Annotated in this window: 27 protein-coding genes; 13 read left to right on the forward strand and 14 right to left on the reverse strand. The window is 49.4% G+C overall.

Going from position 1 to position 26,069, the window contains the following annotated elements; genetic code table 11:
- Window positions 1-21 precede the first annotated feature (21 nt).
- Window positions 22-597, forward strand: a complete 576-nt coding sequence (locus H6F86_RS32150; RefSeq protein WP_242033436.1) for a ferredoxin — start codon at window positions 22-24, stop codon at window positions 595-597.
- A 515-nt stretch (window positions 598-1,112) separates the two neighbouring features.
- Window positions 1,113-1,760 (forward strand): response regulator transcription factor, encoded by a 648-nt coding sequence (locus H6F86_RS08920; RefSeq protein WP_190448197.1) that lies wholly within the window; start codon window positions 1,113-1,115, stop codon window positions 1,758-1,760.
- Window positions 1,761-1,890: 130 nt separating this feature from the next.
- Here H6F86_RS08920 and H6F86_RS08925 read toward each other — a convergent pair whose 3' ends face one another.
- The 4 genes from H6F86_RS08925 to cysT form a co-directional block, all read right to left on the reverse strand.
- On the reverse strand, window positions 1,891-2,289 hold the full coding sequence (locus tag H6F86_RS08925) for a hypothetical protein (protein WP_190448199.1): 399 nt from the start codon (window positions 2,287-2,289) through the stop codon (window positions 1,891-1,893).
- A gap of 413 nt (window positions 2,290-2,702) precedes the next feature.
- Window positions 2,703-3,047, reverse strand: a complete 345-nt coding sequence (locus tag H6F86_RS08930; protein ID WP_190448202.1) for an NIL domain-containing protein — start codon at window positions 3,045-3,047, stop codon at window positions 2,703-2,705.
- On the reverse strand, window positions 3,048-3,926 hold the full coding sequence (gene cysW / locus H6F86_RS08935) for a sulfate ABC transporter permease subunit CysW (RefSeq protein ID WP_190448204.1): 879 nt from the start codon (window positions 3,924-3,926) through the stop codon (window positions 3,048-3,050).
- On the reverse strand, window positions 3,919-4,770 hold the full coding sequence (gene cysT, locus H6F86_RS08940) for a sulfate ABC transporter permease subunit CysT (RefSeq protein WP_190448205.1): 852 nt from the start codon (window positions 4,768-4,770) through the stop codon (window positions 3,919-3,921). Before cysT ends, cysW begins: the two co-directional genes overlap by 8 nt.
- A 158-nt stretch (window positions 4,771-4,928) precedes the next feature.
- Between cysT and H6F86_RS08945 the strand changes: the two genes are divergently transcribed.
- The gene (locus H6F86_RS08945) at window positions 4,929-5,411 is read left to right on the forward strand and encodes a gluconokinase (RefSeq protein WP_190448208.1); all 483 of its coding nucleotides are present in this window, start codon (window positions 4,929-4,931) and stop codon (window positions 5,409-5,411) included.
- A 44-nt stretch (window positions 5,412-5,455) separates the two neighbouring features.
- On the opposite strand, the gene H6F86_RS08950 is transcribed toward H6F86_RS08945, so the two are convergent.
- Together H6F86_RS08950 and H6F86_RS08955 are read right to left on the reverse strand one after the other, a co-directional pair.
- Window positions 5,456-5,929 (reverse strand): CYTH domain-containing protein, encoded by a 474-nt coding sequence (locus tag H6F86_RS08950; RefSeq protein ID WP_190448210.1) that lies wholly within the window; start codon window positions 5,927-5,929, stop codon window positions 5,456-5,458.
- Window positions 5,930-6,170: 241 nt separating this feature from the next.
- A complete protein-coding gene (locus tag H6F86_RS08955) occupies window positions 6,171-7,154 on the reverse strand; it encodes a PfkB family carbohydrate kinase (RefSeq protein ID WP_190448212.1) in 984 nt (327 codons plus the stop codon).
- Between the two features lie 285 nt (window positions 7,155-7,439).
- On the opposite strand from H6F86_RS08955, the gene H6F86_RS08960 reads away from it, so the two are divergent.
- Window positions 7,440-9,281 (forward strand): aspartate kinase, encoded by a 1,842-nt coding sequence (locus H6F86_RS08960; protein WP_190448215.1) that lies wholly within the window; start codon window positions 7,440-7,442, stop codon window positions 9,279-9,281.
- Window positions 9,282-9,350: 69 nt separating this feature from the next.
- Here H6F86_RS08960 and H6F86_RS08965 read toward each other — a convergent pair whose 3' ends face one another.
- The 4 genes from H6F86_RS08965 to H6F86_RS08980 form a co-directional block, all read right to left on the reverse strand.
- Complete coding sequence (locus tag H6F86_RS08965; RefSeq protein WP_190448216.1) at window positions 9,351-9,929, reverse strand: pentapeptide repeat-containing protein; 579 nt, start codon at window positions 9,927-9,929, stop codon at window positions 9,351-9,353.
- 320 nt (window positions 9,930-10,249) lie between these two features.
- Window positions 10,250-10,465 carry a hypothetical protein gene (locus tag H6F86_RS08970; protein WP_190448219.1) on the reverse strand — a complete coding sequence of 72 codons (216 nt, stop codon included), beginning with the start codon at window positions 10,463-10,465 and terminating at the stop codon, window positions 10,250-10,252.
- A 166-nt stretch (window positions 10,466-10,631) separates the two neighbouring features.
- A complete protein-coding gene (locus H6F86_RS08975) occupies window positions 10,632-11,015 on the reverse strand; it encodes a hypothetical protein (protein WP_190448221.1) in 384 nt (127 codons plus the stop codon).
- A 97-nt stretch (window positions 11,016-11,112) separates the two neighbouring features.
- Window positions 11,113-11,325, reverse strand: a complete 213-nt coding sequence (locus H6F86_RS08980) for a DUF2945 domain-containing protein (RefSeq protein WP_190448223.1) — start codon at window positions 11,323-11,325, stop codon at window positions 11,113-11,115.
- 250 nt (window positions 11,326-11,575) lie between these two features.
- Between H6F86_RS08980 and H6F86_RS08985 the strand changes: the two genes are divergently transcribed.
- Window positions 11,576-12,280 (forward strand): hypothetical protein, encoded by a 705-nt coding sequence (locus tag H6F86_RS08985; protein ID WP_190448225.1) that lies wholly within the window; start codon window positions 11,576-11,578, stop codon window positions 12,278-12,280.
- Window positions 12,281-12,697: 417 nt separating this feature from the next.
- Here H6F86_RS08985 and msrB read toward each other — a convergent pair whose 3' ends face one another.
- The 4 genes from msrB to H6F86_RS09005 form a co-directional block, all read right to left on the reverse strand.
- The gene (msrB, locus tag H6F86_RS08990; protein ID WP_347240104.1) at window positions 12,698-13,210 is read right to left on the reverse strand and encodes a peptide-methionine (R)-S-oxide reductase MsrB; all 513 of its coding nucleotides are present in this window, start codon (window positions 13,208-13,210) and stop codon (window positions 12,698-12,700) included.
- Between the two features lie 106 nt (window positions 13,211-13,316).
- Window positions 13,317-13,874, reverse strand: coding sequence for a Uma2 family endonuclease (locus H6F86_RS08995; protein WP_190448227.1), 558 nt, complete (start codon window positions 13,872-13,874; stop codon window positions 13,317-13,319).
- A gap of 86 nt (window positions 13,875-13,960) precedes the next feature.
- A complete protein-coding gene (gene panB / locus H6F86_RS09000; RefSeq protein WP_190448229.1) occupies window positions 13,961-14,740 on the reverse strand; it encodes a 3-methyl-2-oxobutanoate hydroxymethyltransferase in 780 nt (259 codons plus the stop codon).
- Between the two features lie 177 nt (window positions 14,741-14,917).
- Window positions 14,918-16,054 carry a two-component regulator propeller domain-containing protein gene (locus tag H6F86_RS09005; protein ID WP_242033437.1) on the reverse strand — a complete coding sequence of 379 codons (1,137 nt, stop codon included), beginning with the start codon at window positions 16,052-16,054 and terminating at the stop codon, window positions 14,918-14,920.
- A 362-nt stretch (window positions 16,055-16,416) separates the two neighbouring features.
- Here H6F86_RS09005 and H6F86_RS09010 point away from each other — a divergent pair, with 362 nt between their 5' ends.
- From H6F86_RS09010 to H6F86_RS09045, 8 genes are all read left to right on the forward strand, one after another.
- Complete coding sequence (locus H6F86_RS09010; protein WP_190448231.1) at window positions 16,417-16,644, forward strand: hypothetical protein; 228 nt, start codon at window positions 16,417-16,419, stop codon at window positions 16,642-16,644.
- Between the two features lie 148 nt (window positions 16,645-16,792).
- Entirely contained in the window at window positions 16,793-17,881 is a 1,089-nt protein-coding gene (gene leuB, locus H6F86_RS09015; RefSeq protein ID WP_190448232.1) for a 3-isopropylmalate dehydrogenase, read from the forward strand.
- Window positions 17,882-18,074: 193 nt separating this feature from the next.
- Window positions 18,075-18,338, forward strand: a complete 264-nt coding sequence (locus H6F86_RS09020) for a hypothetical protein (RefSeq protein ID WP_190448234.1) — start codon at window positions 18,075-18,077, stop codon at window positions 18,336-18,338.
- Between the two features lie 222 nt (window positions 18,339-18,560).
- The gene (locus H6F86_RS09025; protein ID WP_190448236.1) at window positions 18,561-19,382 is read left to right on the forward strand and encodes an A24 family peptidase; all 822 of its coding nucleotides are present in this window, start codon (window positions 18,561-18,563) and stop codon (window positions 19,380-19,382) included.
- Window positions 19,383-20,288: 906 nt separating this feature from the next.
- A complete protein-coding gene (locus tag H6F86_RS09030; RefSeq protein WP_190448238.1) occupies window positions 20,289-21,959 on the forward strand; it encodes an iron uptake porin in 1,671 nt (556 codons plus the stop codon).
- A 625-nt stretch (window positions 21,960-22,584) separates the two neighbouring features.
- Window positions 22,585-23,913, forward strand: coding sequence for an ABC transporter substrate-binding protein (locus tag H6F86_RS09035; protein WP_190448240.1), 1,329 nt, complete (start codon window positions 22,585-22,587; stop codon window positions 23,911-23,913).
- 154 nt (window positions 23,914-24,067) lie between these two features.
- Window positions 24,068-24,979: a sugar ABC transporter permease gene (locus H6F86_RS09040; RefSeq protein ID WP_190448242.1), complete on the forward strand. Its 912-nt coding sequence runs from the start codon at window positions 24,068-24,070 to the stop codon at window positions 24,977-24,979.
- Window positions 24,980-25,177: 198 nt separating this feature from the next.
- Window positions 25,178-26,068 carry a carbohydrate ABC transporter permease gene (locus H6F86_RS09045; protein ID WP_190448245.1) on the forward strand — a complete coding sequence of 297 codons (891 nt, stop codon included), beginning with the start codon at window positions 25,178-25,180 and terminating at the stop codon, window positions 26,066-26,068.
- The last annotated feature ends 1 nt before the right edge of the window (window position 26,069 follow it).

Here is a 26,069-nt window from a genome sequence, read left to right on the forward strand (position 1 = left end):
GCCAAAATTGCCCTGCTGTCCATGAATGCTCAATCTCCACTTTCGCCATCAGAGACTGACTCAACGACTACTACCGCCACTACCGCCGATACTTTAGCGGCTTGTGTGCAAGCCTTAGGGCTACCTCGCATTCAACGCCACGTTTTTCTTTGCGCTGACCAGACAAAGCCAAAATGCTGCGCCAAAGATGTTGGTATCGAGGCTTGGGACTACCTCAAAAACCGTTTAAAAGCCTTAAACCTCGATCGACCGACTGAAGGTGCGCCCGAGTGTATTTTTCGGACAAAAGCAAACTGTCTGCGTGTTTGTGTGCAAGGTCCCATTCTGGTGGTGTATCCCGACGGAGTCTGGTATCACAGCGCTACACCACCCATCATTGAACGCATCATCCAGGAACATTTGCTGGGCAACCAGATTGTGCAAGACTATGCCTTTCTAGTGCATCCGCTGCCTAAAGTGCGCTCACCAATTCCTGGCTCGTCGGATGCTCCCTCTCCAGATGTTAATGGTCTGGATAGGAACGATCTAGACGTTCGCTCAATAGAACATCCGCCAGAAAAACAAGCAGGGGCAAGCAAGTCGCAAAGTGACCCGTGAATCGTAAACAATTAGTGTGTGCATGAGAACCCTATTAACCTGAAGCGCTTCAAGTAAACTGAGGGTCATACGATCGTTCTGTCTCCAGCACTCCCAACTGACTCAAGAACTTTACCTTTGTAATCTAAGCATCGGTCATAATTAGAGTTAGCAGAGGCTTAACCGCGATCGTCCTGGTAAGGTCCCGGTGCTACAACGTTTACTGTAGTCTCCGGCTCTCATTATGATGAAAGGCTTTCTTTTCAGTGAGGCTATATAATGACACAGGGAAAGATTGGTTTAGAAGACCGTCTGTTCCCAAATCCGTTCAGTATTTAGATTTATTGAGATTTCAGTGAATTCTCTAATGCTGTTTACAATAATGTTTTCTAAAGGAAAGGCTGGAAAACATGGTGGTTTGTTAAGCATTCATCATTGTTTCAACATTTTGTAGCATGTTCAGGGAATCTGTCTGTATAGTCTGTAAAGCTTGTCAATAGCAACGATAGTGACCCAGGAATAGTGAGTAGCACAGCATGAAGGAAACCAGCGTGGGCAATCATAGGCGACTGCTGCTGATTGACGATGACCCTAATCTAATCCTGCTCGTCAAGGACTACCTGGAGTTTCGGGGCTATGAAGTCGTCACTGCCGAGAATGGGCGTGAAGCGCTAGAAGTACTAGAGCGCGAAATCCCAGACATGATCATCTGCGACGTGATGATGCCTGAGATGGATGGTTATTCACTCGTCAAACACGTTCGAGAAGATCCCCGTACCAGTTGGGTTCCCGTGCTGTTTCTGTCTGCAAAAGGTCAGAGCCAGGATCGGGTCAAAGGGCTTAATACGGGAGCAGATGTTTACATGGTCAAACCGTTTGAACCTGAAGAACTGGTTGCCCAGGTGGAATCGTCTCTCAAGCAGGCTGCACGCATTGCCGATCGCCCCGGTAAAGGGAACGATAGCGGACCAAAAATTCAGGTGCCGTTTGATGTTGAGCTGACTCCTACAGAACTTCGGGTAGTGCAGTTTGTGGCGCGAGGGATGGCAAATCGTGAAATTGCTGATGAGCTAAACGTTAGCCAGCGCACAATTGAAAGCCACGTCAGCAATATGCTTGGTAAAACGGGGTTGCACAACCGTACTGAACTGGCTCGTTGGGCGATCGAAAACAGCATGGCATAAGCCATTAATGGATGGATACGAATGAAAAAGGGGCGCCTAGACGCCCCTTTTTCATTAAAATGCCACCGCAACGTGAACGCTAGGTTCTGAACCGATGAAGATCACAATTTTCAGTGAACGTTTGCCCCTACTAGACTGAGGTAGTGAAGGATAGGTCAGCGGATTGCATCCGAAAGCGGTAATCAGCGACCTGCTGGTAGCAAGGATGCAAGAGCGCTAACCAACCATTGGATGCATGAGTGTCATAGTCAATCTCATCTATCTGATAACGAACGATGTCAGAGCCACTTTGTACCACCATATAGTCGCCCTGTTGGATCATGCCTCCATGACCGCGCAGGTAACATTGCTTACTACCGTCGAGTGATTCAAACGTAAAATCACGCTCCCATTCTTGCCGCGTGTAATGATGAACAACTCGAACAGTCGTGTTTTGAAAGGCTTGTGCTTTCTTTAGCAGCGCCATTAACGTTTTAAGCCGCTTCATTTGACTAGCATTCGCTTGTGTCGTGTCAAGTGTAAGCTTCATTGTGCTGCGCATACCTCGATTGTCGTGCTAAGTAGATAACCCATTCTGATACCAGTTGCAGAAAGCTGGGGGAGACATCAAAGGCTGTTAAGGCGAACTCGTCGCCCTTAGCAATTGAATCCACTAATAATGTTAAATTCGACTCGTATAAAATGCTGCCAATGCCTTAGTAGAGGCATCATGCTTCAATGTCTTCTGTTATTAAAGTGTAAAACTAAGCACTCTTGCATCTCAGTATTGGACATTCTTTAAACTGTCCTACGGCTTGACAGGTTGAAGCGGTAACAGAGTGTAAGCCATACAGAAACTGCTTAGGCTTTTTGCTACTGAGCACATCAACTTAGAAGTAATGAGTGCCCTGGAAGTACTGAGCTGATCATTCAACCTCTGCTGAGATTGCAACCTTAAATCAACTACCAACCATCGCTTTGGTCTTCGGTGTCGTCGTGCCACGTTTCTAAGTCAAGCTCGTTGAAGTAGAGAAGGGCACTGCGAATTTGCTGATTTGTACCATGAAGATCTAGATCAAACCAACCATCATCTCTGGCATTTGCTCCTAGCAATGCTGCCGTAATATTGACGGTCAGCCCATAGTGAGAGATCAACCGCGAAATGACAGGCTCATCATGATAGTTTTTGGGAATCCGAAGTCGAATGCGGGTATGCGTTGGACGAGGGTCATCCTCGTCACCACCAACTGAGGCAACAGTCTGTTGTGGTGTTGCCAGTGACTCTTCAGAGAGACTGCCGTTAGCCATTTAAGCCTCCTTATCGACGTCTTCAATGCGCGTTTTGCGTTCTAAAATTTCTTTTAAGACGAGGGTAACAACCGCTAACAATGCTAGTAAAACAGCCGCAGAATAAGAGGATTCGGTCTGGTATTGCTTGTATGCCTCTTCTACAAACAATGGTAGGGTTTGGGTCTTGCTACCAATGTTGCCAGAGACAACCGAGACGGCACCAAATTCGCCCATTGCTCTAGCGTTAGTGAGCAGCACGCCGTATAGTAAGCCCCAGCGAATGCTTGGTAGAATGACACGCCAAAAAATCTGCCAGCTATTAGCACCGAGAGTCTTAGCTGCTTCTTCTTGATCACTCCCGAGTTCTTCAAGTACTGGAATGACTTCACGTGCCACAAAGGGCAAGGTGACGAATGCAGTAGCAAGGATCATGCCCGGTAGTGCGAAGATGATCCTAATGTTATTAGCTTCTAACAAGGGACCGAACCAACCGTTGCGCCCATAAAGCAGCACGATCATTAACCCAGCGACCACTGGAGAAACAGAGAAGGGCACGTCGAGAATGCTGATAACAAGGGCACGACCCGGAAAACGCTTGCGGGCAATGACCCAGGCAACACATAGCCCAAAGACTGTGTTAACTGGCACTGCGATCGCGGCAATGATAAATGTCAGCTTGACTGCATTCAAAAATGTTGGCTCAGTCAGATTCTTAAGGAAGGGTCCAACACCTCTGCTAAAGGCTTGCACAAACACATTCAGCGCAGGAATGAAAAGAATGAGAGCGAGGTACAGTACCACGACTGTAATTAACCCAATTTTCGTCCAGTCACGCTTCTTGATCTCAACTGGCGTCGATGTCGACGTAGCTCCTAGTGATGGTCCAAGACTAGCCATATCTACGCCCCCATGCTTGCAAAAGATTAATTAGAACGAGCAATAACAGTGAAAGGCTTAACAGCACAGCGCCAATGACGGTAGCACCCGAATAGTCATACTGCTCTAATCGCTGAAAGATTAACACAGGCGCGATCAAGTCTTTATAGGGTGTGTTGGATGAGACAACCACAACTGAGCCATACTCCCCAACCGCGCGCGAAAAGCCGAGTGCGATCCCAGTTAACGTTGCAGGCAGGATGCTTGGCAGGATGACTCGCCAAAAGGTTTGAAATTTACTTGCCCCTAAACACCAGGCAGCTTCTTCAACTTCTTTCTCTAAATCGGTGAGGACTGGCTGCACCGTCCGTACAACGAAGGGCAGGGAAATGAGCAACATAGCAAGCGCTACGCCCCATTGGGTAAAGGCTAGTTTGATGCCTAATGGTGCGAACAAGGAACCAATCCAGCCGTTTTCGCTGTATACCGTTGCTAAGGTTACACCTGCTACTGATGTTGGCAGGGCAAACGGTAGGTCAACTGCTGCATCAATGATGCGCTTGAAAGGAAACTGATAGCGCACTAGCACCCAGGCGATCAGCAGCCCAAAGACTCCATTGATGAACGCTGTGATCAGCGCGATGCCAAAAGTTACCCTATAAGCATCCAGGGCGATATCACTGGTGGCAATGTTCCAAAAGCGTTCTGGTCCTTCAGTGCCCGCCTTGATAAAAAGGGCGATCGTCGGCAGAAACAGCATGAAGAAAAGATAGGCTGTTGGCAGAATCCAGATCCAAGGAAGTCGTCCAACTATGCCGAGCCACTTGCGCCAGTTTGGAGTGTGATACGAAGACGTTGCAGTCATGAGGGGTAAGCAGCAGCCGTGCAGCTAAAATTTAGGTAGGTGTGAACGAGATTTGCAAAGACTAGCATAGTCACAGTCGCAAATCTACACTAAGCAACTAGGAATACCGTTCTTATCATACATGGAATAATGGTTCTTGGTGTAATATTGCTCCAGCAATGATTATTCTGGTCATGGGCGTGTCTGGTTCTGGTAAAACGACGATCGGTGCATTGCTAGCCGCTACTTTGCACTGGCAGTTCCAAGATGCTGACAGTTTTCATCCAGCCGCCAATATCGCAAAGATGCGTCATGGTATGCCGTTAAGCGATGCCGATCGACTGCCGTGGTTGTTGGCAATGCAGCAGGCGATCGCAGAGTGGCAAAAAGCAGGCATCCACACCATTCTTGCGTGTTCGGCGCTTAAGGCCGAGTATCGCCAACGTCTTTGTCAGGCAGCGCCAATAAAGCAGGTCTACCTCAAAGGTTCCTTTGCATTGGTGCAACAGCGCTTGCAGCAGCGGCAGGGGCATTACATGAAAGCAGACCTGCTGCAAAGTCAGTTCGATACGCTGGAAGAACCTGACGATGCACTTGTGATTGACATTGACCAATCTCCAGCTGCGATCGTGGCAGAAATTAGGAAGGCACTAAAGGTTTGAAAGAGGCAGAAGGCAGGAGGCAGAAGGAACAGGGGGAGAAAGGCTCAAAACTCCTTCCACAGGCTAAACGGATGCTTTGCTAGGTTGGCATTGAAGTAGCGAGGATCGTCGGAGACTTCGCAATCGATCCAATCCGGCAGCGCGATCGTCTGCTTTGCGTCTGTCAGTTCTACCTCTGCAATAATCAGCCCTTGATTGTCGCCTTCAAATTCATCCACTTCCCAAAGCAAGCCTGCATACTCAATTTTGTACCGTTGCTTTTGGATCAACGGTGGATCGCACAGCGTCTTTAGTAGTTCGAGTGCATCGTCTAATGGGATCGGATACTCAAACTCTGCACGTGAGATGCCGATTGTTGCCCCTTTGATCGTTAAGTAACCTTGCTCTCCGACGACTCGTACCCGCACCGTACGTTCTGCAGTTGAGGCAATATAGCCTTGACGGTAGGCAACGCCTGTTGCCAGCGATCGCCATGCGTCGCCCTTAACGAGGAATTTGCGCTCAATTTCGGCTGGCATAGGAAGAAAGGTAAAAGGCAAAAGGTAAAAGTAAAAACGAATCCTGATCTTTTACGATAAAGGTCTTTGAAAAAAGCAAAGAAAATAGGTGACGAATAGGACTGAGCTGTTCATCATTCAAACTGGGTATTTAGGAAGCTGAAACACTTCTCTGGCTTAGATCGCCCTAAAAATTTAACTGCGTAACAGCTTACCTCTTTTGCCTTTTACCTTTTGCCTTTTACCTTTTGCCTTTTACCTTCTAACCCGGTTGCTGTTGTAGATAAAGAAACGCTTCGATTTCGGCGGCGGTGGGTTGAGCAGCGATCGCGCCCGGTCGGGTAGTCGTTAGGGCACCCATCGCGCTGGCATAGCTGACAATGCGTTTCACCACAGTGGGATCAGCTAGGGTTTGAAGATCGTGCTGACAGAGTTGATGTAATAGCCCTGCAACAAAGCTATCACCCGCGCCAGTCGTATCTTCTACTTCAATGTCAAAGGCAGGGATTCTACCCTCGTTGCCACCTAAACAGTAAGCACAGCCCTTTTCGCCTGCGGTTACCAGAACGCCTTCAACGCTGCCGAGGCGATGAGCAATCACACCGGGATCATCCGTCTCGTAAAGCCAGAGCGCTTCTTCTTCAGAAAGCTTGAGAAAATCGGCTTGGCGGATTAGCTCGTGAATAAGCGGCAGAGCTGTGGCTTCATCGCTCCAGAAGACGGGTCGCCAGTTGACATCGACCAAAATTTTGACAAAGTGCTGGTTGGCAAATTGTAAGGCGCGCTCGATCGCCGCTCGACTGTCAGGATAGGCTAGCTCTAACGTGCCTAAGACGAGAAAATCTGCTGTTTCAAACTGAGCGATCGGTAGCTGGTCAGCTTGAAGATGGGTATCGGCAAACGCGGCTGTATCGTACTTGCCAAAGCCTGCAAACGTCCGATCACCTGTGAGCGATCGCACCACATAGACAGCGCGAGTGGGTGCTGTGGGATGCCGCTGGATGCCGGTGCCATCGACACCGATCGTTTGCATCAGTTCTACCAACGCGGTACCCAAGTCATCTTGCCCAACACAGCCGATGAACCCAGTGGGTGTACCCAGCTTCGCCAGACCGCAAGCAACGTTAGCTGGTGCGCCACCAGGATAGGGCGTCCAGGATTCCACTGCTTCTAGTGGCAGCCCTGGCTGGTCTGCTAAAAAGTCGTACAACACCTCACCGAGGCAAAGCACACGTGGTTGGTTCACAATGGCATTCCTTCTACAGACCTAATAGCAGCGTATCAGGCAGAAGGTAAAAGGTAAAAGGCAAAGGGCAGAAGGCAAAGGGCAGAAGACAAAGGGCAGAAGACAAAGGGCAGAAGACAAAGGGCAGAAGACAAAGGCTAATTTTTTATACTTCATCCTTTATCCCTTAGCCTTTCCGCCTCACTCCTCGCGCCTCACCTATATACTCTGATCAGGCTCTCATTGCTGGCGCGATCGATGTAAGGGCTGTGGGACTCTCCTCTCGCGGCAAGGTGGAATCAGGTTATGGCATTAATTGTTCAGAAGTATGGTGGCACGTCGGTTGGATCTGTCGAGCGTATTCAGGCAGTGGCTCAACGGGTTGTACAGTCGGTTAAGGCAGGAAATTCGCTTGTGGTGGTTGTCTCAGCGATGGGCAAGACAACAGATGGCTTGGTGAAGCTTGCCAACGAGATCGCCCCCAACCCTAGTCGGCGAGAAATGGATATGCTGCTATCGACTGGCGAACAGGTGTCGATCGCCCTTCTTAGCATGGCGTTGCAAGCACTGGGACAGCCTGCAATTTCTCTGACTGGCGCACAGGTTGGCATTGTTACCGAAGCAGAACATAGCCGTGCCCGCATTTTGCAAATTAAGACCGAGCGGCTAGAACGCCATCTTAAAGAAGGCAAGGTTGTCGTTGTTGCAGGCTTTCAAGGCGTTTCTGATAGCGACGATTTGGAAATCACAACGCTGGGACGAGGCGGCTCCGATACGTCTGCGGTGGCATTGGCAGCAGCTTTGCACGCGAGTTTCTGCGAAATTTATACTGATGTGCCAGGTATCTTGACCACCGATCCGCGTCTGGTGCCCGATGCCCAACTGATGGCACAGATCACGTGCGACGAAATGCTAGAGCTGGCTAGCCTGGGCGCAAAGGTGCTACACCCGCGCGCCGTCGAAATTGCCCGTAACTATGGCATGCCACTCGTTGTGCGATCGAGCTGGACGGCAGAACCAGGCACCTGGGTTGTGTCTCCGCTCCCGCAGGCGCGATCGCTAGAAGGGTTAGAACTGGTGCATCCCGTTGATGGTGTCGAGTTTGATACCGATCAGGCAAAGGTGTCGCTGTTGCGCGTGCCCGATCGTCCTGGTGTTGCTGCCCGTCTCTTTGGTAACATTGCTGCCCAAAACCTGGATGTTGATTTGATCATCCAATCCATTCACGAAAGCAACACCAACGACATTGCCTTTACGGTGACCAAAAGCTCCCTGAAACAAGCGGAAGCGGTTGCCAATGCCATTCTTCCTGCTTTGAGTGCAGGCGTGACGCACCCGGATGGTGATGCCGAAGTGTTAGTCGAACAGCAGATTGCCAAAGTCTCGATCGCGGGCGCAGGCATGATTGGTCGTCCTGGTGTAGCGGCACAAATGTTTGCCACTCTCGCAAGTGCAGGCGTAAACATCCGCATGATTTCAACTTCTGAAGTGAAGGTCAGTTGCGTTGTGGATGAAGTGGACTGTGATAGGGCGATCGCAGCACTTTGTGAGGCATTTAGCGTGAGCCAATCATCTGTTAGCAGTCAGCAGTCAGCTATCAGCTATCAGCCTGTAGAAGAGTGCACTACCGTCACTGCCACTCCCCCAGTTCGCGGCGTTGCTCTTGACCTTGACCAAGCACGTTTGGCGATTCGTCATATTCCCGATCGTCCAGGCATGGCAGCCGAACTGTTTCAGCTTTTGGCACAGCAAAACGTCAGTGTCGATATGATTATTCAATCGCAGCGCTGTCGAGTCATCAATGGTATTACGACTCGTGATATTGCTTTCACGGTTAGCAAGTTGGATGCAGAGACTGCGTGTACCGTATTGGAGAAAGCGGCTTCTCAATTGGGCTGCGGTGAAATTGTGGTCGATCGTGAAATTGCTAAGGTCAGCGTCGTCGGTTCTGGTATGGTGCATCATCCTGGGACAGCCGCCCGGATGTTTGAAGCGTTAGCCCAGCACCAGATTAATATTCAAATGATTGCCACGTCTGAAATTAAGATTAGCTGTGTCGTGGCGAAAGAAGATGGCGTGACAGCGTTGCGGCTTGTCCATGCTGCTTTTGGGCTTTCCAACAACCAGCCCATCCAGGCTTTAGCTTAGGAGCATGGCTAAAATCGCACTGACAGTATTCATCTCAACGTGCCACAGCATAGGCTCAACGCGCCGAAATTACCTTGATAACGGTCTTTGCGCTGGCTGCTGTAATGTACTTGCGTTGCCACCAACTTTGAATTCCTGACCATCGGGCATTCTGGCACCGTCAAATTTTGCATCTGTCAACGTTGCTCCTGCCATTCTTGCCCGCAGTAAGTTTGCCTTTTGCAAATTTGCGCCTTCTAAAATCGCACCACGCAGATTAGCTCCTTCTAGGTTAGCGTTGCTCAGATCGGCTCCTGTCAAATCGGCTCCTGCCAAATCAGCGCTGTACAAACTTGCCTTAGCAAGCTTTGCTCCCCTTAAATCAGCCCCGTTCAGCTTCACCAATGCCAGGTTTGCTTGCTCCAGATTAGCGTTGGTCAATGTGGCGAAGCCCAAATTAGAACCCTGGAAAGCGGTTTCTGCAAGATTGGCATTGCTAAGATCTGCGCCCTGCAAGTCGTAGCTGTACAGATTGGCTCCCGCTAAATCACAGCCTACGCAGGCTCGATCGTTAATTAGTTTAGCCATGTCATCAGGTTTGACGGCTGAAGACGTAGTAACACCGAAGACGGCAAGAGAGGCAAAAAGAACTGAAGGAATTGCTTTCATTGCAAACTGTTGAATGAGTGGGAGTCGACTACAACTGAGCGCAAGCGGTGTCGTTACTCTTCCAGTAAACCGCGATCGCACCCCTTCGCGCTGTTGTGTGCTGAAAATTTTGTCTGCTCCCTACATGATCAGCATCGTTGCATTGCTTATTAGCCACTGAGTGACATTCACCCTGATGGATTGTAGCTAGCTACTAAGCGATTCGCAGCAATTTCATTATCGTTAGAAGATCGTCAAAAAGCTATACCTCTAGCGCTCAACCGTTATGGATCGTTTCCCCTGGTAAGCACTTTCTGCATAGTCATTACTACGGCTACCACCTAGGGAAGGGCTGAAAGCTCATGAGTCAACTGCACCCGTCCTTTGCGTAGGGCATACAGGATGCGATCAATACAGTAGAGGTCTTCTTCGCAGGTAGGTTCATACAGCAACACTGCCAAAATGCCATAGCGATCAGCGATCGTGATTTTGCCAGAGGCACTGACTTGGGCAAACAGTTCAGAAATAGCGCAGGGCAGTGGAAGAATCTTAACCATGATGGCTCTACAGAACGCGATGTTCTTAGTATCAAGCATTTTTCTTCGCGCTCTGGTGACAGACAGGCGGGTTAAATGTGATAAATCTTGCTGCGTTTGGTGATCAATTTAAGTGCTTTGAGTGACTTCTATCACATGGCGCTACATACACGCCAAAGTTGCTGCCTCAGGAGTGGATGGGTGGCGGGGATACTGGCTGGTCAGCACCATAGATAGGCGCAGGGTCAAGCCCGGTAATCTGCTGAAATTGCTCGGGTGAGATGGCGCTAGTGCAGGGTGGTGCCACTGAGTCTTGTTGCAAGGTCTGGTTTTCCCAGGCTTGAAGCTGCTCATGCGCCTTGTCAAGAAATTTGCAGCCGCGTAGTAGCGGTATCTGGAGCCAGCTATCGACTAAAGTTTCGACGAGAGCCAGCTCGATTAGAGGTAGGGGATAGTAATTAAGCAACAGCTCTAAGGCGCGATCAAACGCCTCTGTTTCGTCGCCATCTAGCTGGTAACTGCTAACAATGTGCTTAATTCGCTGCCGTTTTAGCTGCGCTCCAATTTCCATTGAGACCTCAGTCAGAGAGTTTCACCTGAGAGTTGTCGTCAATAATAAATTGTAGTTCATGCTGAGAACGGAATCGTTGATGGCAGCGAAAGCAGCGTTATTCGATCAGCTTAAGCGCTTCGGGCTTATGGGCAGCTTCTTTTCCAGTGTGATCGCTCTCAACTAGATATTCAGGGTTGTCATCTGAGGCAGCGACATGATGCCCTTTAATGTCCGTTGGCTCTGTTAGCTTGCGCTTCACAACTCCTTTAACGGTTCCCTGAGCGCTTTTCCATTCAACTCGATCACCTTTTTTGAACGAATCAGCCATTAAGATTCTCCTGCTGCAATTGCTTCATAACTTTGACGATACGCATAATCGTAGTGCAGAACCTCTATCTAACGTGGCGCTTTTAGTACTAGCAGTAAGAAAGTCAATACAGCTTGAGGACTACATTGCTTCACGGACATCTATGCATAGATAGAGCACGATTACAGGTTTGGTACGACCAAAGATGGGTGGTTTTAAATGCGATCGCTTTTAGTCTAAAAGGTGTAGAGCATACGCAGGACTAACCCAGATGCAACGATTAACGTCTTTGATTTATCTAGCAGGTGCAGTGGGTGCAGTTTCTTTGGCTGCACTGCCTGCTTCACAAGTGTTGGCTCAGACGGCAGTCACTCCAGCAAGCCCTACAACAGGCGTAACTCCAGCAAGCCCTACAACGGGAGTCACGCCAGCGGCTCCTACAACGGGAGTAACTCCTACCGTACCTCCGGGTAATACAAGAACGCCATCTGACGTAGTTCCCGATCGCAATGCCTCTCCATCGGGCGGCATCAATGGCACTAACAATGGCATAATCTCTGCACCCTCAGGAACTGTGTCTCCCACGGGTACATCGGGTGGTAACGTCACGGCTCCAACTGGCTCCTATGGGATTGTAACGCCATCTTATGGCACGTCTGTAACAACGCCAGCAGGGACAGTTCCTTCTGGTCTTTCAACTGGCGGTGCAGCAACTGGTGGTGCAACAACGCCCTCAACCGTGATCATCACACCGAACAATTCGACCAATGGCACCTTGAATGCACCGGGCAGCACGTTAAACACGCCAGGTGTCACTCCAGGTAGCTTACGACCTGGCTCAACCACGACACCGACTAATACGCGTCCAACAACTACACCAGGAGCATTAATACCAGGAGCATCAACGGCTCCATCTGTTACGCCTACTGGTGGCGCTACAGGTACTGGTGGCACTACAGGTGTAGGAGGACGGTAGGAGGACTGTGGCTCAACTTGATTTGGTTTATAGCAAAAGGATGAAGGATGAGGGATAAATAGAAGCCCTTGCTCAAAGGTCGTTTCAAGGTTTACGCCTATCCTGCCGTTCTCTTCGACTGCTATAACTCTGAAGGGGTAGGATGGTCACGGCTGGAAAGGGCTTGCTGGGTCGGCATCTCAGTGACGAACGCAGTACCTTTTCCTACTCTCAAAAGGCGCTAAGTTCAAAGAGATGCTGACTGCACGAGTACACTAGTTTGGCAAGCCTCTGTGCTTCTGATGTGTCCAAACGCGCTCGCGAATTGACAACATATTTACTGAAACAAACTGATGCGCCCTGCCAAACGGTAGGGCGCATCAAAGGTATAAGCAGTTATTTGAGAGGGGTTTTAACTTCTCAAAAATTAATAGCACGCTAGCCTGGAATGAATTTAAGTGAAACGCCATTCATGCAGTAGCGTTGACCAGTGGGTGCCGGTCCATCGTTAAACACATGACCCAAATGCCCACCACAGCGACTGCAATGAGTTTCAACGCGGGTCATAAACAGTGATTTATCAACGGTTGTTTCGATCGCGCCATCAATCGGCTTAAAGAAACTGGGCCAACCCGTACCACTATCGAACTTTGTGTCTGAGACAAATAGGGGCAAACCACAGCCTGCACAAGCATAGGTGCCTTTGTCGTATTGTTTATCGAGGGGGCTGGTGCGGGCGCGTTCGGTACCGTGCTGACGCAAAACTCGAAATTGCTCTGGTGTAAGGATTTCCCGCCACTCGTCATCTGTTTTTTTAATTTCAAAGTCGTGATTTGTAGCTGTCATGCTCTGCGATTTCCCCAATAGATAGCGTCCAGATAGATAGTGTGATAACCAGGTTACGCCGACGATCGTGGCACTGGCTTCTAAAAGCATTCGTCTCTTCATCATGACGCAGATTATTACTGACTGGCTAACCGATTCAAACGCTGATAATGTGTTTTGCTGTGATGGGTTTGTCACATACAAGAAGACCGATCGCTAAGAGAAGCGATCGCTAAGGAAAGAGCTGCTGGAGCGAAACGTCTACCCCTGGAAAGGCAAGTGGAGCCAGTACTGCATCCGAGCCAAACACCGTTTCCTGCTGATAACCTTCAGGCGTTGGTGCACGCAAGACATAGACCTGACGATCGTTCACGTCCAGAATCCAGTAATCGGCGATCCCCGCTTTCGCATAGAGGTTCGCTTTCTGTCCGCGATCAAATGCTAGCGTTGTGTCTGCAACTTCGATCAGCAAGAAGATTTCTGTTGGAGCGGGGTGGTGATCAATATATTTTCGAGAATCTAGCCGGACAATCGCAATATCTGGTTCGGGTTCAGAATACTCACTCAGTCGAATGGGATCTTGAATCCTTACCAAAGCTTGCCCTATGAGGACTTGTCTGAAGTGATCAGCCGCACAGAGGTTAGTTGCTGCATAAGGAGGATTTTTAGCTGCCATCGGGATAATTTGTCCCTCAATCAATTCAACCTGCTCTTCAGGGGCAAGGACACCAACAGCAGTCATGTGGTGATATTCATCGACGGTCCACAGGCGTACTTTAGCAAGCGTCACGATCGCTTTCCTCTCTCTGTCGCTGTTTATCCTAGACTAATTCGACTTGGGGCTGCGGTAGAACACAGTCTCTAGATTTTTATCCCTTATTTCGCGGGAAACTTTCCCTCTCGAACTTCAGCGTCATAGTCTTGTACTGCCTGAGTAATTACTTCCCTCAGATTGACGTAGGACTTAGCAAAGGGTGGCTGACGCACCGAAAGACCTAGTAAATCAGCCGTCACTAAAACTTGCCCATCGCAATGTGGACCTGCACCAATGCCAATCGTGGGGATCGTCAGTTTTTGCGTGATTTGTTGAGCAAGGTCACTGGGAATATGCTCCAAAATAATTGAAAACGCTCCAGCCTGCTCTAGCGCGATCGCCTCTGCCAAAATATGGTCTGCGGTTTCAGGCGATTGCCCTTGCTGTCGATAGCCCAGATGATGCACTGCTTGCGGCGTTAACCCGACATGACCCATCACGGGAATGCCAGCCTGCACCAGTTGAGCTACTGTTGCAACGATCGCCGGGTTGCCACCTTCCAGCTTGACTGCCTGCACGCCCGTCTCTTTCAACGCACGTCCGGCTGAATGTAGCGCCTGCTGCACGCTTTCTTGATAGCTCATGAAGGGTAAGTCAGCTACTAGCAGCGCCCGTTTTACGCCGCGCCGTACTGCTTTAGCATGATGGAGAATTTCATCCAACGTTACTGGTAACGTCGTGTCATACCCTAATGCCACCATTGCCAGTGAATCGCCCACCAAAATCAGATCAACGCCTGCTGCGTCTAACACATGAGCGATCGCATAATCCCAGGCGGTCAACGCCACGATCGAGCGTTCCTGCTGTTTCCATTGGATCAGTTGATGGGTTGTCACTGGCATGGGGAGGCGATGGAGAAGGTGTAGGAAAGAGGTTACAGAGGAGGGAAGCAGTAAGAGCGATACAGGTAACTGAATGCCCTGCTGCTAACTGGTTGTCCTCACATTCTCTTTGCTAGGGAGCAAGGTACAACATCTCGTCTTCCTCCACCCTACACCCTGCAACCCATACCCGTATCTTCATTGCCCGCTTCGACTGAACGTATTGTGTGCCCCCGTGCGGAACGTTGTCATGCTGACCCAAGCAAGCCCTTCGCTGGTGCCAACCCAAAGCTTGTTGCCAGTATCGGGGGAAAGCGAAAGGATACGGCTGGACGGCAGTCTTGCGATCGCGCCCGCAGATGCACCGTTAAACGGGTTAATTCGCAGTAACCCGGTTGTTGTGCCAACCCACAAACTATTGACCTTATCGAACTGAAGCGCTGTGACGTTACGTCCACGGAGCGGGGTAACCGATCGCACTTGCTGCCCAGCTTTATCAAGTTCTAGTAAGCCGTTAGGTGTACCAATCCAGAGGGTTCCCCATTTACTAAGCGCCAGCGTTTGCACCGTTGTACCGGGTAGATTGCTGACTCGCTTGATAACTTCGGCGCTGGCGGTATTGATCTGCACTAAGCCATCTAATGTCCCTACCCACAGGTTGCCGTCTATATCCAGACTCAGAGCATTCGCGCTTACTCCAGGCAAATCTTTTACTGTTGTCATCAGTAAGCCTTGATCAGGGCTGATCAGGGCCAAGCCGTTATCAGTGCCGACCCAAAGATAGCCGCGTTTATCAATCAGTAACGACAGCACACGATTAGACGGGAGCGCGAAATTTTGTGCTGTGACTGCACCCGTACGGGGATCAATTCGAGCTAAACCCTCATACGTGCCAACCCAGAGCCGGCCCACGCGATCGAGCGCTAAAGCACCGACTGTTCGATTCGGCAGGCTGATCTTTGCCCGAACTTTGCCACTTTCAGGATTAATCTGCGCTAACCCCTGCCACGAACCAACCCACAGTGCGCCTTTACTACCTGGCTGCAAAGCGCTGACTCGGTAATCAGCATTGATTGACTCTTCTAGCTGCTGCCTCTGCTCGGGTAAGGGTGCTACTGTGGGCGGCGGTGCAGCAGGGGGGTAAAGGGGGGCAGCATTTGGATCACCCGTTGTCTGCGCGAGGGTTTGCGGTGATGGCTGTGACAGCGCAGTATCGCTGTTAGATACGTCTGCTGCCTTTGCAGCCGTGGTCGATCGCCCTCCACCCTCTTGCAGTGTTAAAAGCATGAGAGCAACACCGATCGATCGTCCTAACCATCCTGCATAACACGCCATAACGCACTCTCCGCCAACAAGGAACCGAGTCAGTCTGGAAGCTGAGGCACGATCACCGCAGATCCAGCCCACCATTGCGCCCCATCATACTGTCAGTTCTGCTGAATGAACGATAGACTTGGCAAAGCAGTAAGGTTTACTGCTGGGTGCAATTGGTCAATCGCTTCACGTTTCCGCCTCGCACGATCGCTGGTTCACAACAGTTTTCTTTGCAACAGCATCTACTTTGCAATTTGCAATCGCCTCTGCTTTGCAACAAAGCCAGCCCTGTATGCATCAGCTTCATTTAGGGTGTGATCGCCTCATCACACGATGGGAATAATGACCTTACTCACTTCACAAAGCGCTTGCCTATCCCAGTCATGTTTAACTCTAAAGCGGCAATTCCCCTTTTTCTGATTTTGGCTCTCGTCTTCATTGGTTTTGGTGATCAATTTCTGCCTCAACCGATGCGTAGCGCCAGCTTTAACACTCGTGTTGCGCTTGACAACTGGATGACGAATTCATTCACTGTTTGGAAGCCCAAGACGAATCCAAATGCTCGTACCGAACGGGCAATCGATCAGCAAGAGTCAGGCAAAAACCCTTAAAACTTAGCCCCCGCTCACCAGATGTCTGCCTTCTGGTAGCCCCTCTCGCGGTATGATAGTGACCCTGTAACACGCCTGTTGCAGCCGCTTTGTTGCGGCACGGCAACGCGGCAGCAACAAAAACTAGCATTTGAATTCACAGCGCACTATGACTCAGCATTACCGCATCACGCTTCTTTCTGGCGATGGCATTGGTCCCGAAATTATGGCAGTTGCCGTTGACGTGTTGCAGGTGATTGGTAAGCAACTGGACCTAACGTTTGCCTTTCAAGAAGCGCTGATGGGTGGAGCGGCGATCGATGCCAAAGGTGAACCACTTCCCGCCGAGACACTAGAGCTGTGCAAAAGCAGTGACGCAGTTTTGCTAGCGGCGATCGGTGGCTATAAATGGGATTCACTGCCCCGTCATCTACGTCCTGAAACAGGTTTGTTGGGGTTACGTGCTGGGTTAGGACTCTTCGCCAATTTGCGTCCTGCCAAAATTCTGCCTCAGTTGGTTGATGCCTCTAGCTTGAAGCGCGAAATCGTAGAAGGGGTGGATATCCTGGTCGTGCGGGAACTAACGGGTGGCGTTTACTTTGGGCAACCCAAAGGCATTTTTGCTACCGAAACCGGCGAGAAGCGCGGCGTCAATACGATGGCGTACACCGAGTCGGAAATCGATCGCATTGGTCGCGTTGGCTTTGAGACAGCCCAGAAGCGCGGTAAGAAGCTTTGCTCAGTGGATAAGGCAAATGTGCTGGAAGTGTCGCAACTATGGCGCGATCGCATCACTGCCCTTGCCGCAGAATACCCTGATGTCGAGCTTTCACATATGTACGTGGATAATGCCGCCATGCAACTTGTGCGTTATCCCAAGCAGTTCGACACGATCGTCACTAGCAATCTCTTTGGCGATATTCTCTCTGACGCAGCGGCAATGCTGACTGGCAGCATCGGGATGCTGCCGTCTGCCAGTTTAGGTGCATCGGGTCCTGGTGTCTTTGAGCCAGTCCATGGTTCTGCCCCCGATATTGCTGGGCAGGATAAGGCGAATCCGCTGGCACAGATTTTGAGCGCAGCAATGATGTTGCGCTATGGCTTGCATCAACCGACAGCCGCCGATCGCCTTGAGCAGGCAGTGCTAACAGTACTGGATCAGGGCAAGCGCACAGGCGATATTATGTCGGACGGTATGACGTTGCTTGGCTGTCGGGCAATGGGCGACGCGCTTATCCAGGCACTTCATGCTATGTAGTTTTGTTTTTATGTAGTTTTATCAAGAATTAGCGCGAGCAACTCCAAACCGTTGAACCTGAGTATACTTTTACGAGGTTTCGGCAGCTTCAGGCATCAGACCAGCAAGCGCACTTTCAAGCGAAGTGTTGAGCGCTACCCTTGTCGAGAACGTACAGATATACTAAAGTCAGCAAAAACAAAGGGGCAAAACGGTGGTATACGCTTCGCAAAGACAGACTCAAAGCAGGGTGGATGACTCGGACTTTACGGCGTTACTGGACCCCGCTCTGATTCGGTCAGCGCGGCTCATTTACACGACCTACTACGAAGTGCATCCCGGCTTGATTCAGCGTCCACTTGGGGTTGCTATCAATCGTTTTACGCATCGGGGCAAGCTAATTTTTTCTGGTAAGCCCGTCTTGCTGCCTCAAGAATGCTTTGTACCGTTTAGTCAGATTGAGTCGGAGATGTATTAGGGGGAGTGGGGAATAGGGAGTCGGGATTCGGGTTAAAGAGGGACGATCAGGTGGTGCTAAATCCCTGACTTCTTTACTGGTGGAGGCACTGACAACCTGGGCTAGAAGTCGGGGATTTGAGTTGCTGCTTCGTATGGCTCAACCACACTTTTTCTGTGCTAACAGGGTAACTTAAGTGTTGTAAGTCGCTTGTTGCGATGCGTTCCCTAGCCCTTGTTTTGCATGGATTTCTTCTTTGATTTGTTTACGACGATCGTCGTTTTCATTCTGGGAGCCTCTGTTGGTAGCTTCTTGAATGTAGTGGTGTATCGGTTGCCTGCGGGGATATCCCTAGCTTATCCGCCGTCGCGCTGCCCTAAGTGTTTGCATCGGCTAGGCAAGCGTGAGAATGTTCCAGTATTTGGCTGGCTGTTGCTGAGGGGGCGCTGTCGGCACTGCAAAAATGCAATTTCTGCCCGTTATCCTCTGGTCGAGGGGATGGCGGGATTTTTGTTTGTCATTACCTTCTGGACGTTTAGCTGGTCGTGGCAAACGATCGGCTACTGGGCATTTTTAAGCTGGCTGCTATCACTGTCGCTCATCGACCTGGATACAATGACCCTGCCAAACCCGTTGACACAATCGGGCTTGGCGCTCGGGTTAGTCTTTCAAGCACTCCTTGGTTTTTCCATCAGTGCCAGTCTGTCCGATGCCCTTACACAACTAATGCACGGCATTCTGGGTGCTGTTGTTGGTCTGTGGTTGCTAGAGCTAATTGCGATCGCTGGCTCCATCGCTTTAGGACAAGCCGCCATGGGCGCGGGCGATGCCAAACTCGCTGCCATGATGGGCGCATGGTTAGGTTGGAAATATCTCCTGCTGGCAGGCTTTCTTGCCTGTGCGATCGGTGCCTTCGCAGGTGGGGGCGCGATCGCACTAGGTTGGATCGATCGTCGCCAAGCCGTACCCTTTGGTCCCTATCTAGCACTGGGTGCAGCGATCGTGGTGTTCCTGGGCGACGCCATTTTATCCACTTATGTCCGGGTGTTCTTTCCGCTGTCATAAAGGCATTTTTAACAAGGGAGGCTGGGGAAGCAAGGGAGCAGGCTGCCAAACTTAAAACTTGTATCCCGGTGAGGCTTCTGGCTTTGCTTAGATAGCGGTACTCAATTAGCACTAGCTCGACAATTATGGTGGTGGTCTCAGCCAAAGTGTAGCTGGAGAGCCTCAGCTGGCTACACCTGATGGCTCTGCTGCCTCATCAAAATCAATAAAGGTATGGAACTGGCAGATTGAAAGGCACAACGGAAATAATTCAACGCTGCGAATCGCTGTTGCACATTGGAAACGATCGTCAAGATACCAGTGTCCTCAAACAACATCTTTTTACACAGAATTATGTTTTTTGTTAGCACTCTTCACTGCTATTTACCTCTAAAAATTTCTCTTGAAATCTAAGCAACGTGTTTGGAAATACAATCTCAGTTAATACGCTGAGACTTAAATCAATTTACAGTATTACTATCAACGGTTTAAACGTGTAAAGCTTTCTAACTAAAACTTTAATGTCCTTCTCGAGAAAGATGTGAGCTATCTTTCTACCGCAGTAAGTTAGAGTTAATCCCGCGAAAAACCTTGATTTGTCAAGGTTTGAGTCAGATTTATCCAGATGCAATCAAAGCTTGAATTGTAAAGAAACAAATCTGCATTGGTTGTTCTTTGTGACATGCATTTCTGGCTCGAATAGCTTCATGTCTGCGTGGAGATTGTTAATTTAAGGACTTTACCGCGATCGCTATCTTTGAATAGGCAAGCTGTTGTGCCTGTTCCCGTTACTAAATGCTTTCATTTAGTGCAAGCTTTGCCTTGCTAATGGAAGTAAGGGCTAAATCAACATAATTTACTGACTTTAAAGGTGGTGCATGAAGTTTTGATTCATGCATCAAAGTTGTTGTTTGAGGAGTTGAAACAATGAATTATTTGCTTCATAACTTATTACTAAGTTCAGCCGTTTTAATAGTTTCCCATTTTGGATTCCAGTCGGCGATCGCGGTTCCCACTCGGACGATGGATCGTCAAGCAGCAGACCCATCTCCTCGCCTGTTAAGTCAGCAAATGGCAAATAGCGTTGCTATACAAGACAGTACCGATGACGAACCTATGTTACAAGTGACCTCGGTTTCACAATTGTCGGATGTTCAACCAACGGAATGGGCTTTTCAAGCCTTACAGTCGCTAGTAGAGCGCTACGGCTGTATTGTGGGTTATCCGGATCGCACGTTTCGTGGCAACCGGGCGCTAACTCGCTACGAATTTGCTGCTGGATTAAATGCTTGCATGGATCGCATCAATGAATTGATTGCTGCTGGCACTGCTGATCTGGTGAAAGAAGAAGATTTAATAGTGCTTCAACGCTTGCAAGAAGAATTTGCTGCCGAACTAGCCACACTTCGGGGGCAGGTAGGGGCACTAGAGGCGCAGACTGCCACACTAGAACGGCAGCAGTTTTCTACCACTACTAAGCTGACGGGTGAAAACGTCTTTGGCATCGTCAGTGTTTTAGGTGGCGATCGTGCCGATGGCACAGAAGCCGATCGCATTCCTACTTTCGGTTACAGAGTGCGGCTGAATCTAGAAACGAGCTTTAGCGGTAGGGATCAGCTCACGACTCGGTTTCAAGCAAACAATGTTACTCCTCTCGGTGGCACTACAGTTACAGGTATTGGTCTCGGTGCCTTGCGTACTAATGAAGGACGGGTCGAATTTGACGGCGATAGTCGTGGCTCAGTGGGCATTGGGTTGTTGCGCTACCGCTTTCCGATCGGTCCTCGCACCAATATCTACCTTGCAGGCGCAGGTAATGGCTTTGTTGATATCGATGCCTCACAGCAGTTGAATCCCTACTTTGATGGGGGTGCCGTTTCGCTGTTTGGGCTGCGTAACTCGATTTACAACTACTCTGGCGGTACGGGCTTTGGTTTCCGCCACTTCTTTAACGACACATTGGAATTAAATCTAGGCTATCTGGTGCCGAATGCGAACGATCCCAGTGCTACAAATGGCTTATTCAATGGTCAATATGGTGCCCTGGCACAGCTTATTGTTAACTTAAGTCCATCTAGCAGGATTGGGCTTACCTACGTCAATGCCTACAGTCCGTTCCCTAGCAAGGTGCAACCGGATATCTCCTCTAGCTTGGGCGCGACTGGTAGTAATTTGGCAAACAGTAACTTTGGTACCGCTGTAAGCACTAACGCTTTTGGCTTGTCAGGCAACATCAACTTTAGCCCCAACTTAGCTCTCGCTGGTTGGGTCGGTTACTCTCAACAGCGCTACGTTGGCAAGGGCGATGGTGATGTCTGGAACTGGATGATTGGGCTTGCGTTTCCAGATTTGGGTAGAAAAGGTGACTTGGGCGGCATTTTGGTGGGGATGGAGCCAAAGTTAACTAGCCTGACTAATAACGTGAATGGTGGACAAGTCGATCGCAATACATCGCTTCATGTGGAAGGCTTTTATCGCTTCCGTATCAGCGACAATATTGCCATCACCCCCGGTGTAATCTGGCTAACAGCACCCAATCATGACATTCGCAATGACGATATCTTTATTGGCGTGTTGCGAACTGTTTTCTATTTCTAAAGCGTTTGTTGCTTCAATTAGCTTTGGTTTATTTGCAGCTCTCAGGCTTATTTCAATACGGTTTGTAACTTTATTGAAATAAGCCTGAGGTTAAGGTTCTTCGACGGACACGATCGCGATAGCTTCAGGGGATGACATATAGTGGTTCTTACTTGAAAACGTTATCTATTAGCGCCTGCATGCTTTCTAAATTGCTTATACTTTGCTTATTCAGGCACTGCTATCTATCAGTAAGTAATTGCCGAAACCTGCAAAAAATTTGTTTTTTGGTAAGCCTAAACATACGTCAAGAGCTATCCTTTAATCTATTTGCAGGTATCTTTAACAAAATTATTTAAGTACTCACTTAAATAATTCTTTGGATAGACCCTATAATCCGCGATCATTTGTAACCTGAGACAAAGAACTTCATAAGCTCATTAAGATGTGAGTTTTAAGACTAAGCGCTTGATAAATTCGAGCCTAGGCATAGTTTAACTACTGGGTTCCTAAGATTCAAAGATGGGTATTTGTTAAAACTTTTTGCAAAAAAACTTTGTAACTGGGTTCAAGCTCCTAAATGATTAAATAACTGCAAAACTGAAACGATTTTGATGGTATTACAGTCTTAGCTTGGGCTTTTCCAATGAACCTTGTACGATCGCTCAGACAGTTTTTCACTCAACGTTGGCACCAATCGCGACGCTTTCGCATCGGTGGCTGGATTGCCTTAACGGTGCTGAGTGCCTTGCTGGTTGCCGTTCCGGTTGTGTTGTCACAGCAGCCAGTCACGCTGCGGCTGCTAATGTTGGCTCCCGACATTCCGCCCTACAGAGTGTTGGTTAAAGCCTTTGAAGCAGAGAATCCGGGCATTCGCATTCAACTGGATGAAGGTCCCAACTCGGCGAACATCAATGAAGATCTGTACACCACCTCGTTTCTGTTGGGCAACTCTCCCTACGATCTCATCAATATGGATGTGGTCTGGACACCTAAATTTGCAGCAGCAGGCTGGTTGCTAGATCTGACTGATCAAGTTTCGCAACAGGATCTCGCTGGTTTCTCACCGCAAGCTGTAGAAAGTGGACGCTACGAAAAGCGGCTTTACCGCATGCCGGTGCGATCGGATGCCGGTGTCCTCTACTACCGCAAAGACCTGATTGAGAATGCCGGGTTACAGCCTCCCAAAACGCTCGATGATCTCATGAGCATCTCGAAGACGCTGCAAGATAAGAAAGCAGCCCGTTGGGGTTACCTTTGGCAGGGTCGCCAGTATGAGGGGCTGATCACTATGTTTGTGGAAGTGCTGAAAGGCTATGGTGGCTTCTGGATCGATCCGCAATCGTTGGATGTAGGTCTTGATCGCCCCGAAGCTGTACGCGCGGCTGAATTTTTGCGGCAGACGATCGCCCAAGGCGTTTCACCTCCTGGTGTGACAACCTACGTTGAAGAAGATACGCGACGGATCTTTCAAGCGGGCGATGCTGTTTTTCTGCGTAACTGGCCCTACGCGTGGGAGTTAGTCAACAAAGAGGACTCGCGCATCAAAGGCAAGGTAGGTATTATGCCGATGGTGCCAGCGTCTGGTCAACCAGTTGGCGGGTCTTGCCTGGGTGGCTGGGGGGTTGGCATTGCCAAAACCACTCGACATCCCAAAGAAGCTTTGAAGGCAGTGAAATTTCTTACCAGCCAAGCGCCTCAAAAAGCATACATTCTAGAGTCAGGCTACGTCCCTAGCCGCCGCGTCCTGTTTAACGATCCAGAGATTGTTGCTAAATACAGTCACTATCCCCAACTGCTCAAAGTCGTGGATCAAGCGGTTCTGCGTCCGTCGATCGCCCAATACGCGCAAGCATCCGACATTCTCCAACGCTACCTCAGCGCCGCTCTGACCAATCAACAATCGCCAGAACAAGCCATGAAAGCCGCCGCTGGTGAAACACGACGCTTGTTAGAAGCTGGGAAAAAGAGTTGAAACAGTTGTTAGCTGTAAAGCCCTACGGGCATACCAGAAAGGTTGTTAGTTGTTAGTTGTTAGTTGTTAGTTTGAAGTTTCTTCCCCTGCTTCCCCCGCCGCCTCTGCCCCCTGCCTTCTCTCCGCCTTTCATCCTTTAGCCTTTTCCTCCCTCATGCAAGCGACAAACGGCAAAACAATTCGGTCACGAGAACAGTTGGTGGGATTGTACTTACTCCTGCCGTCGATCGCGGTGCTTTTGTTAGTGTTTGCCTACCCCATCGCGCGATCGATCTGGTTGGGGCTGTTTGCTCAAAACTTGGGAACCGAGCTAAAGCCAGTCTTTGCGGGTTTTAGTAATTATGCACGCATTATCGGCGATGGGCATTTTTGGCAAACGTTGGGCGTGACCACACGGTTTACCGTCATCTCGGTTCTGCTGGAACTAATCTTAGGCATGGGCATTGCGCTGGTGCTGAATCAGCCGTTTCGTGGTCGTAACATTCTTCGTACAGTAGCAATCATTCCCTGGGCGTTGCCTACAGCGCTCATTGGTCTAGGCTGGACGTGGATTTTTAACGATCAGTACGGCATTGCCAATGACATTTTGCGGAATTTAGGGCTGATTACCACGGGTATTAACTGGTTGGGTGAGCCGCTCACGGCGACGATCGCCGTCATCTTCGCAGACGTTTGGAAGACAACACCCTTTATCAGTCTGCTGCTGCTGGCGGGACTACAATCCATTCCCGGCGATTTGTATGAAGCCTACTCGTTGGAGGGAGCAACACCGTGGCAGAGTTTTTGGCAGATTACAGTGCCGCTGCTGTTGCCGCAAATTATCATCGCCATGCTGTTTCGTTTCGCCCAGGCGTTTGGCATTTTCGACCTCATTCAAGTGATGACGGGCGGCGGTCCCGGTGGTTCAACAGAAGTAGTATCGCTCTATATTTACTCCAATGCGATGCGGTATCTCGATTTTGGTTACGCATCCGCTCTCATCGTCATCACGTTTTTGCTGCTTGTAATTGCAGTGATTATTGGCAGTATCTTAATCCGACGATCGCGATCGAGGACGGTGGCGTAGAAAGTTTTTGGTTGTTAGTTTTTGGTTGTTAGAGCAAGAGGAAGTGAATGTGAAGTTAAAAAATTAAACCTAACTACTTTTTCCCGCTTAACCACTAAAACTATTAGCTTTCTCCAGTCTTACAACCAACAACTAATAACTACAACCATCTCTCTCTTTGTCTAACAACCAAAAACTAACCACTAACAACTCTTAAAAATGGCAACGGCACTGGATTCCAACCGATCAATCAATACGCCCGCTCCTCCTAAACGGCAGTCAGTTTCTCTAGGCAAAATCTTGTTCTGGCTAGCAGTGGTTGCGATCGCCATCTTTTGTTTGGCTCCTATGCTTTGGCAGGTGCTAACGTCTTTTAAGGTCAATGAAGATATTTCGGCAGTGCCTAATGTCTATTTCCCCACTCGGCTGACGCTCAATCACTACATTGAATTGTTTAGCCGTCGCCCGTTTATGCGCTACATCTTAAACAGCGCGATCGTGTCTTTAATTTCGACCATTGCGTGTTTGGCGATTGGTTCTCCAGCCGCTTATGCACTTGCCCGTTTGCGTCCTTTAGGTAGAAAAGTCGTTCAAGCAGCCGTTTTGCTCATCACCCTGTTTCCTGGCATTTTGCTGCTTCAAGGGTTACTCGAAATCGTGCAGTTTTTCCATCTAGGTAACAACTACCTGGCGCTAATCATTCCATACACAGCAATTAACCTACCTCTGACCATTCTGGTCATGCAGAGCTTTTTTGAGCAGTTACCCAAAGATCTAGAAGACGCTGCCAAAGTAGATGGCTATTCCATCTGGCAAATGTTAATTCAAATCGTCATGCCGCTGACCTTGCCAGCCCTCGTCACAACGGGCATTCTCACCTTCATCTTTGCCTGGAACGAATACATTTTTGCTCTTACCTTCCTCACTGAAGAAAGCATGAAAACCATTCCAGTTGCCTCCGCCCAAATTGGTGGCTCATCCGTCTTTGAAATTCCTTACGGCCCGATCGCAGCAGCGACTGTTATCGGCACCATTCCCCTTGTCATCCTCGTCCTCTTCTTCCAACGCCAGATTGTGCAGGGCTTAACCGCTGGGGCCGTAAAAGGCTAAA

The sequence above is a fragment of the Phormidium sp. FACHB-592 genome (genome assembly GCF_014695795.1).
Classification (GTDB): domain Bacteria; phylum Cyanobacteriota; class Cyanobacteriia; order Leptolyngbyales; family Leptolyngbyaceae; genus Stenomitos.

Coding starts and splice junctions, on each gene's coding strand:
- cysW (WP_190448204.1), bottom strand. CDS start 3,926: ATGGCTAGTCTTGGACCATCACTAGGAGCTACGTCGACATCGACGCCA.
- H6F86_RS32150 (WP_242033436.1), top strand. CDS start 22: ATGAATGCTCAATCTCCACTTTCGCCATCAGAGACTGACTCAACGACT.
- H6F86_RS08945 (WP_190448208.1), top strand. CDS start 4,929: ATGATTATTCTGGTCATGGGCGTGTCTGGTTCTGGTAAAACGACGATC.
- leuB (WP_190448232.1), top strand. CDS start 16,793: ATGACTCAGCATTACCGCATCACGCTTCTTTCTGGCGATGGCATTGGT.
- H6F86_RS09025 (WP_190448236.1), top strand. CDS start 18,561: ATGGATTTCTTCTTTGATTTGTTTACGACGATCGTCGTTTTCATTCTG.
- H6F86_RS08950 (WP_190448210.1), bottom strand. CDS start 5,929: ATGCCAGCCGAAATTGAGCGCAAATTCCTCGTTAAGGGCGACGCATGG.
- H6F86_RS09045 (WP_190448245.1), top strand. CDS start 25,178: ATGGCAACGGCACTGGATTCCAACCGATCAATCAATACGCCCGCTCCT.
- msrB (WP_347240104.1), bottom strand. CDS start 13,210: ATGATGAAGAGACGAATGCTTTTAGAAGCCAGTGCCACGATCGTCGGC.
- H6F86_RS08975 (WP_190448221.1), bottom strand. CDS start 11,015: ATGGAAATTGGAGCGCAGCTAAAACGGCAGCGAATTAAGCACATTGTT.
- H6F86_RS08980 (WP_190448223.1), bottom strand. CDS start 11,325: ATGGCTGATTCGTTCAAAAAAGGTGATCGAGTTGAATGGAAAAGCGCT.
- panB (WP_190448229.1), bottom strand. CDS start 14,740: ATGCCAGTGACAACCCATCAACTGATCCAATGGAAACAGCAGGAACGC.
- H6F86_RS08925 (WP_190448199.1), bottom strand. CDS start 2,289: ATGAAGCTTACACTTGACACGACACAAGCGAATGCTAGTCAAATGAAG.
- H6F86_RS09035 (WP_190448240.1), top strand. CDS start 22,585: ATGAACCTTGTACGATCGCTCAGACAGTTTTTCACTCAACGTTGGCAC.
- H6F86_RS08920 (WP_190448197.1), top strand. CDS start 1,113: ATGAAGGAAACCAGCGTGGGCAATCATAGGCGACTGCTGCTGATTGAC.
- H6F86_RS08970 (WP_190448219.1), bottom strand. CDS start 10,465: ATGGTTAAGATTCTTCCACTGCCCTGCGCTATTTCTGAACTGTTTGCC.
- H6F86_RS09030 (WP_190448238.1), top strand. CDS start 20,289: ATGAATTATTTGCTTCATAACTTATTACTAAGTTCAGCCGTTTTAATA.
- H6F86_RS08965 (WP_190448216.1), bottom strand. CDS start 9,929: ATGAAAGCAATTCCTTCAGTTCTTTTTGCCTCTCTTGCCGTCTTCGGT.
- H6F86_RS08930 (WP_190448202.1), bottom strand. CDS start 3,047: ATGGCTAACGGCAGTCTCTCTGAAGAGTCACTGGCAACACCACAACAG.
- H6F86_RS09040 (WP_190448242.1), top strand. CDS start 24,068: ATGCAAGCGACAAACGGCAAAACAATTCGGTCACGAGAACAGTTGGTG.
- H6F86_RS08985 (WP_190448225.1), top strand. CDS start 11,576: ATGCAACGATTAACGTCTTTGATTTATCTAGCAGGTGCAGTGGGTGCA.
- H6F86_RS08960 (WP_190448215.1), top strand. CDS start 7,440: ATGGCATTAATTGTTCAGAAGTATGGTGGCACGTCGGTTGGATCTGTC.
- H6F86_RS09005 (WP_242033437.1), bottom strand. CDS start 16,054: ATGGCGTGTTATGCAGGATGGTTAGGACGATCGATCGGTGTTGCTCTC.
- H6F86_RS09010 (WP_190448231.1), top strand. CDS start 16,417: ATGTTTAACTCTAAAGCGGCAATTCCCCTTTTTCTGATTTTGGCTCTC.
- cysT (WP_190448205.1), bottom strand. CDS start 4,770: ATGACTGCAACGTCTTCGTATCACACTCCAAACTGGCGCAAGTGGCTC.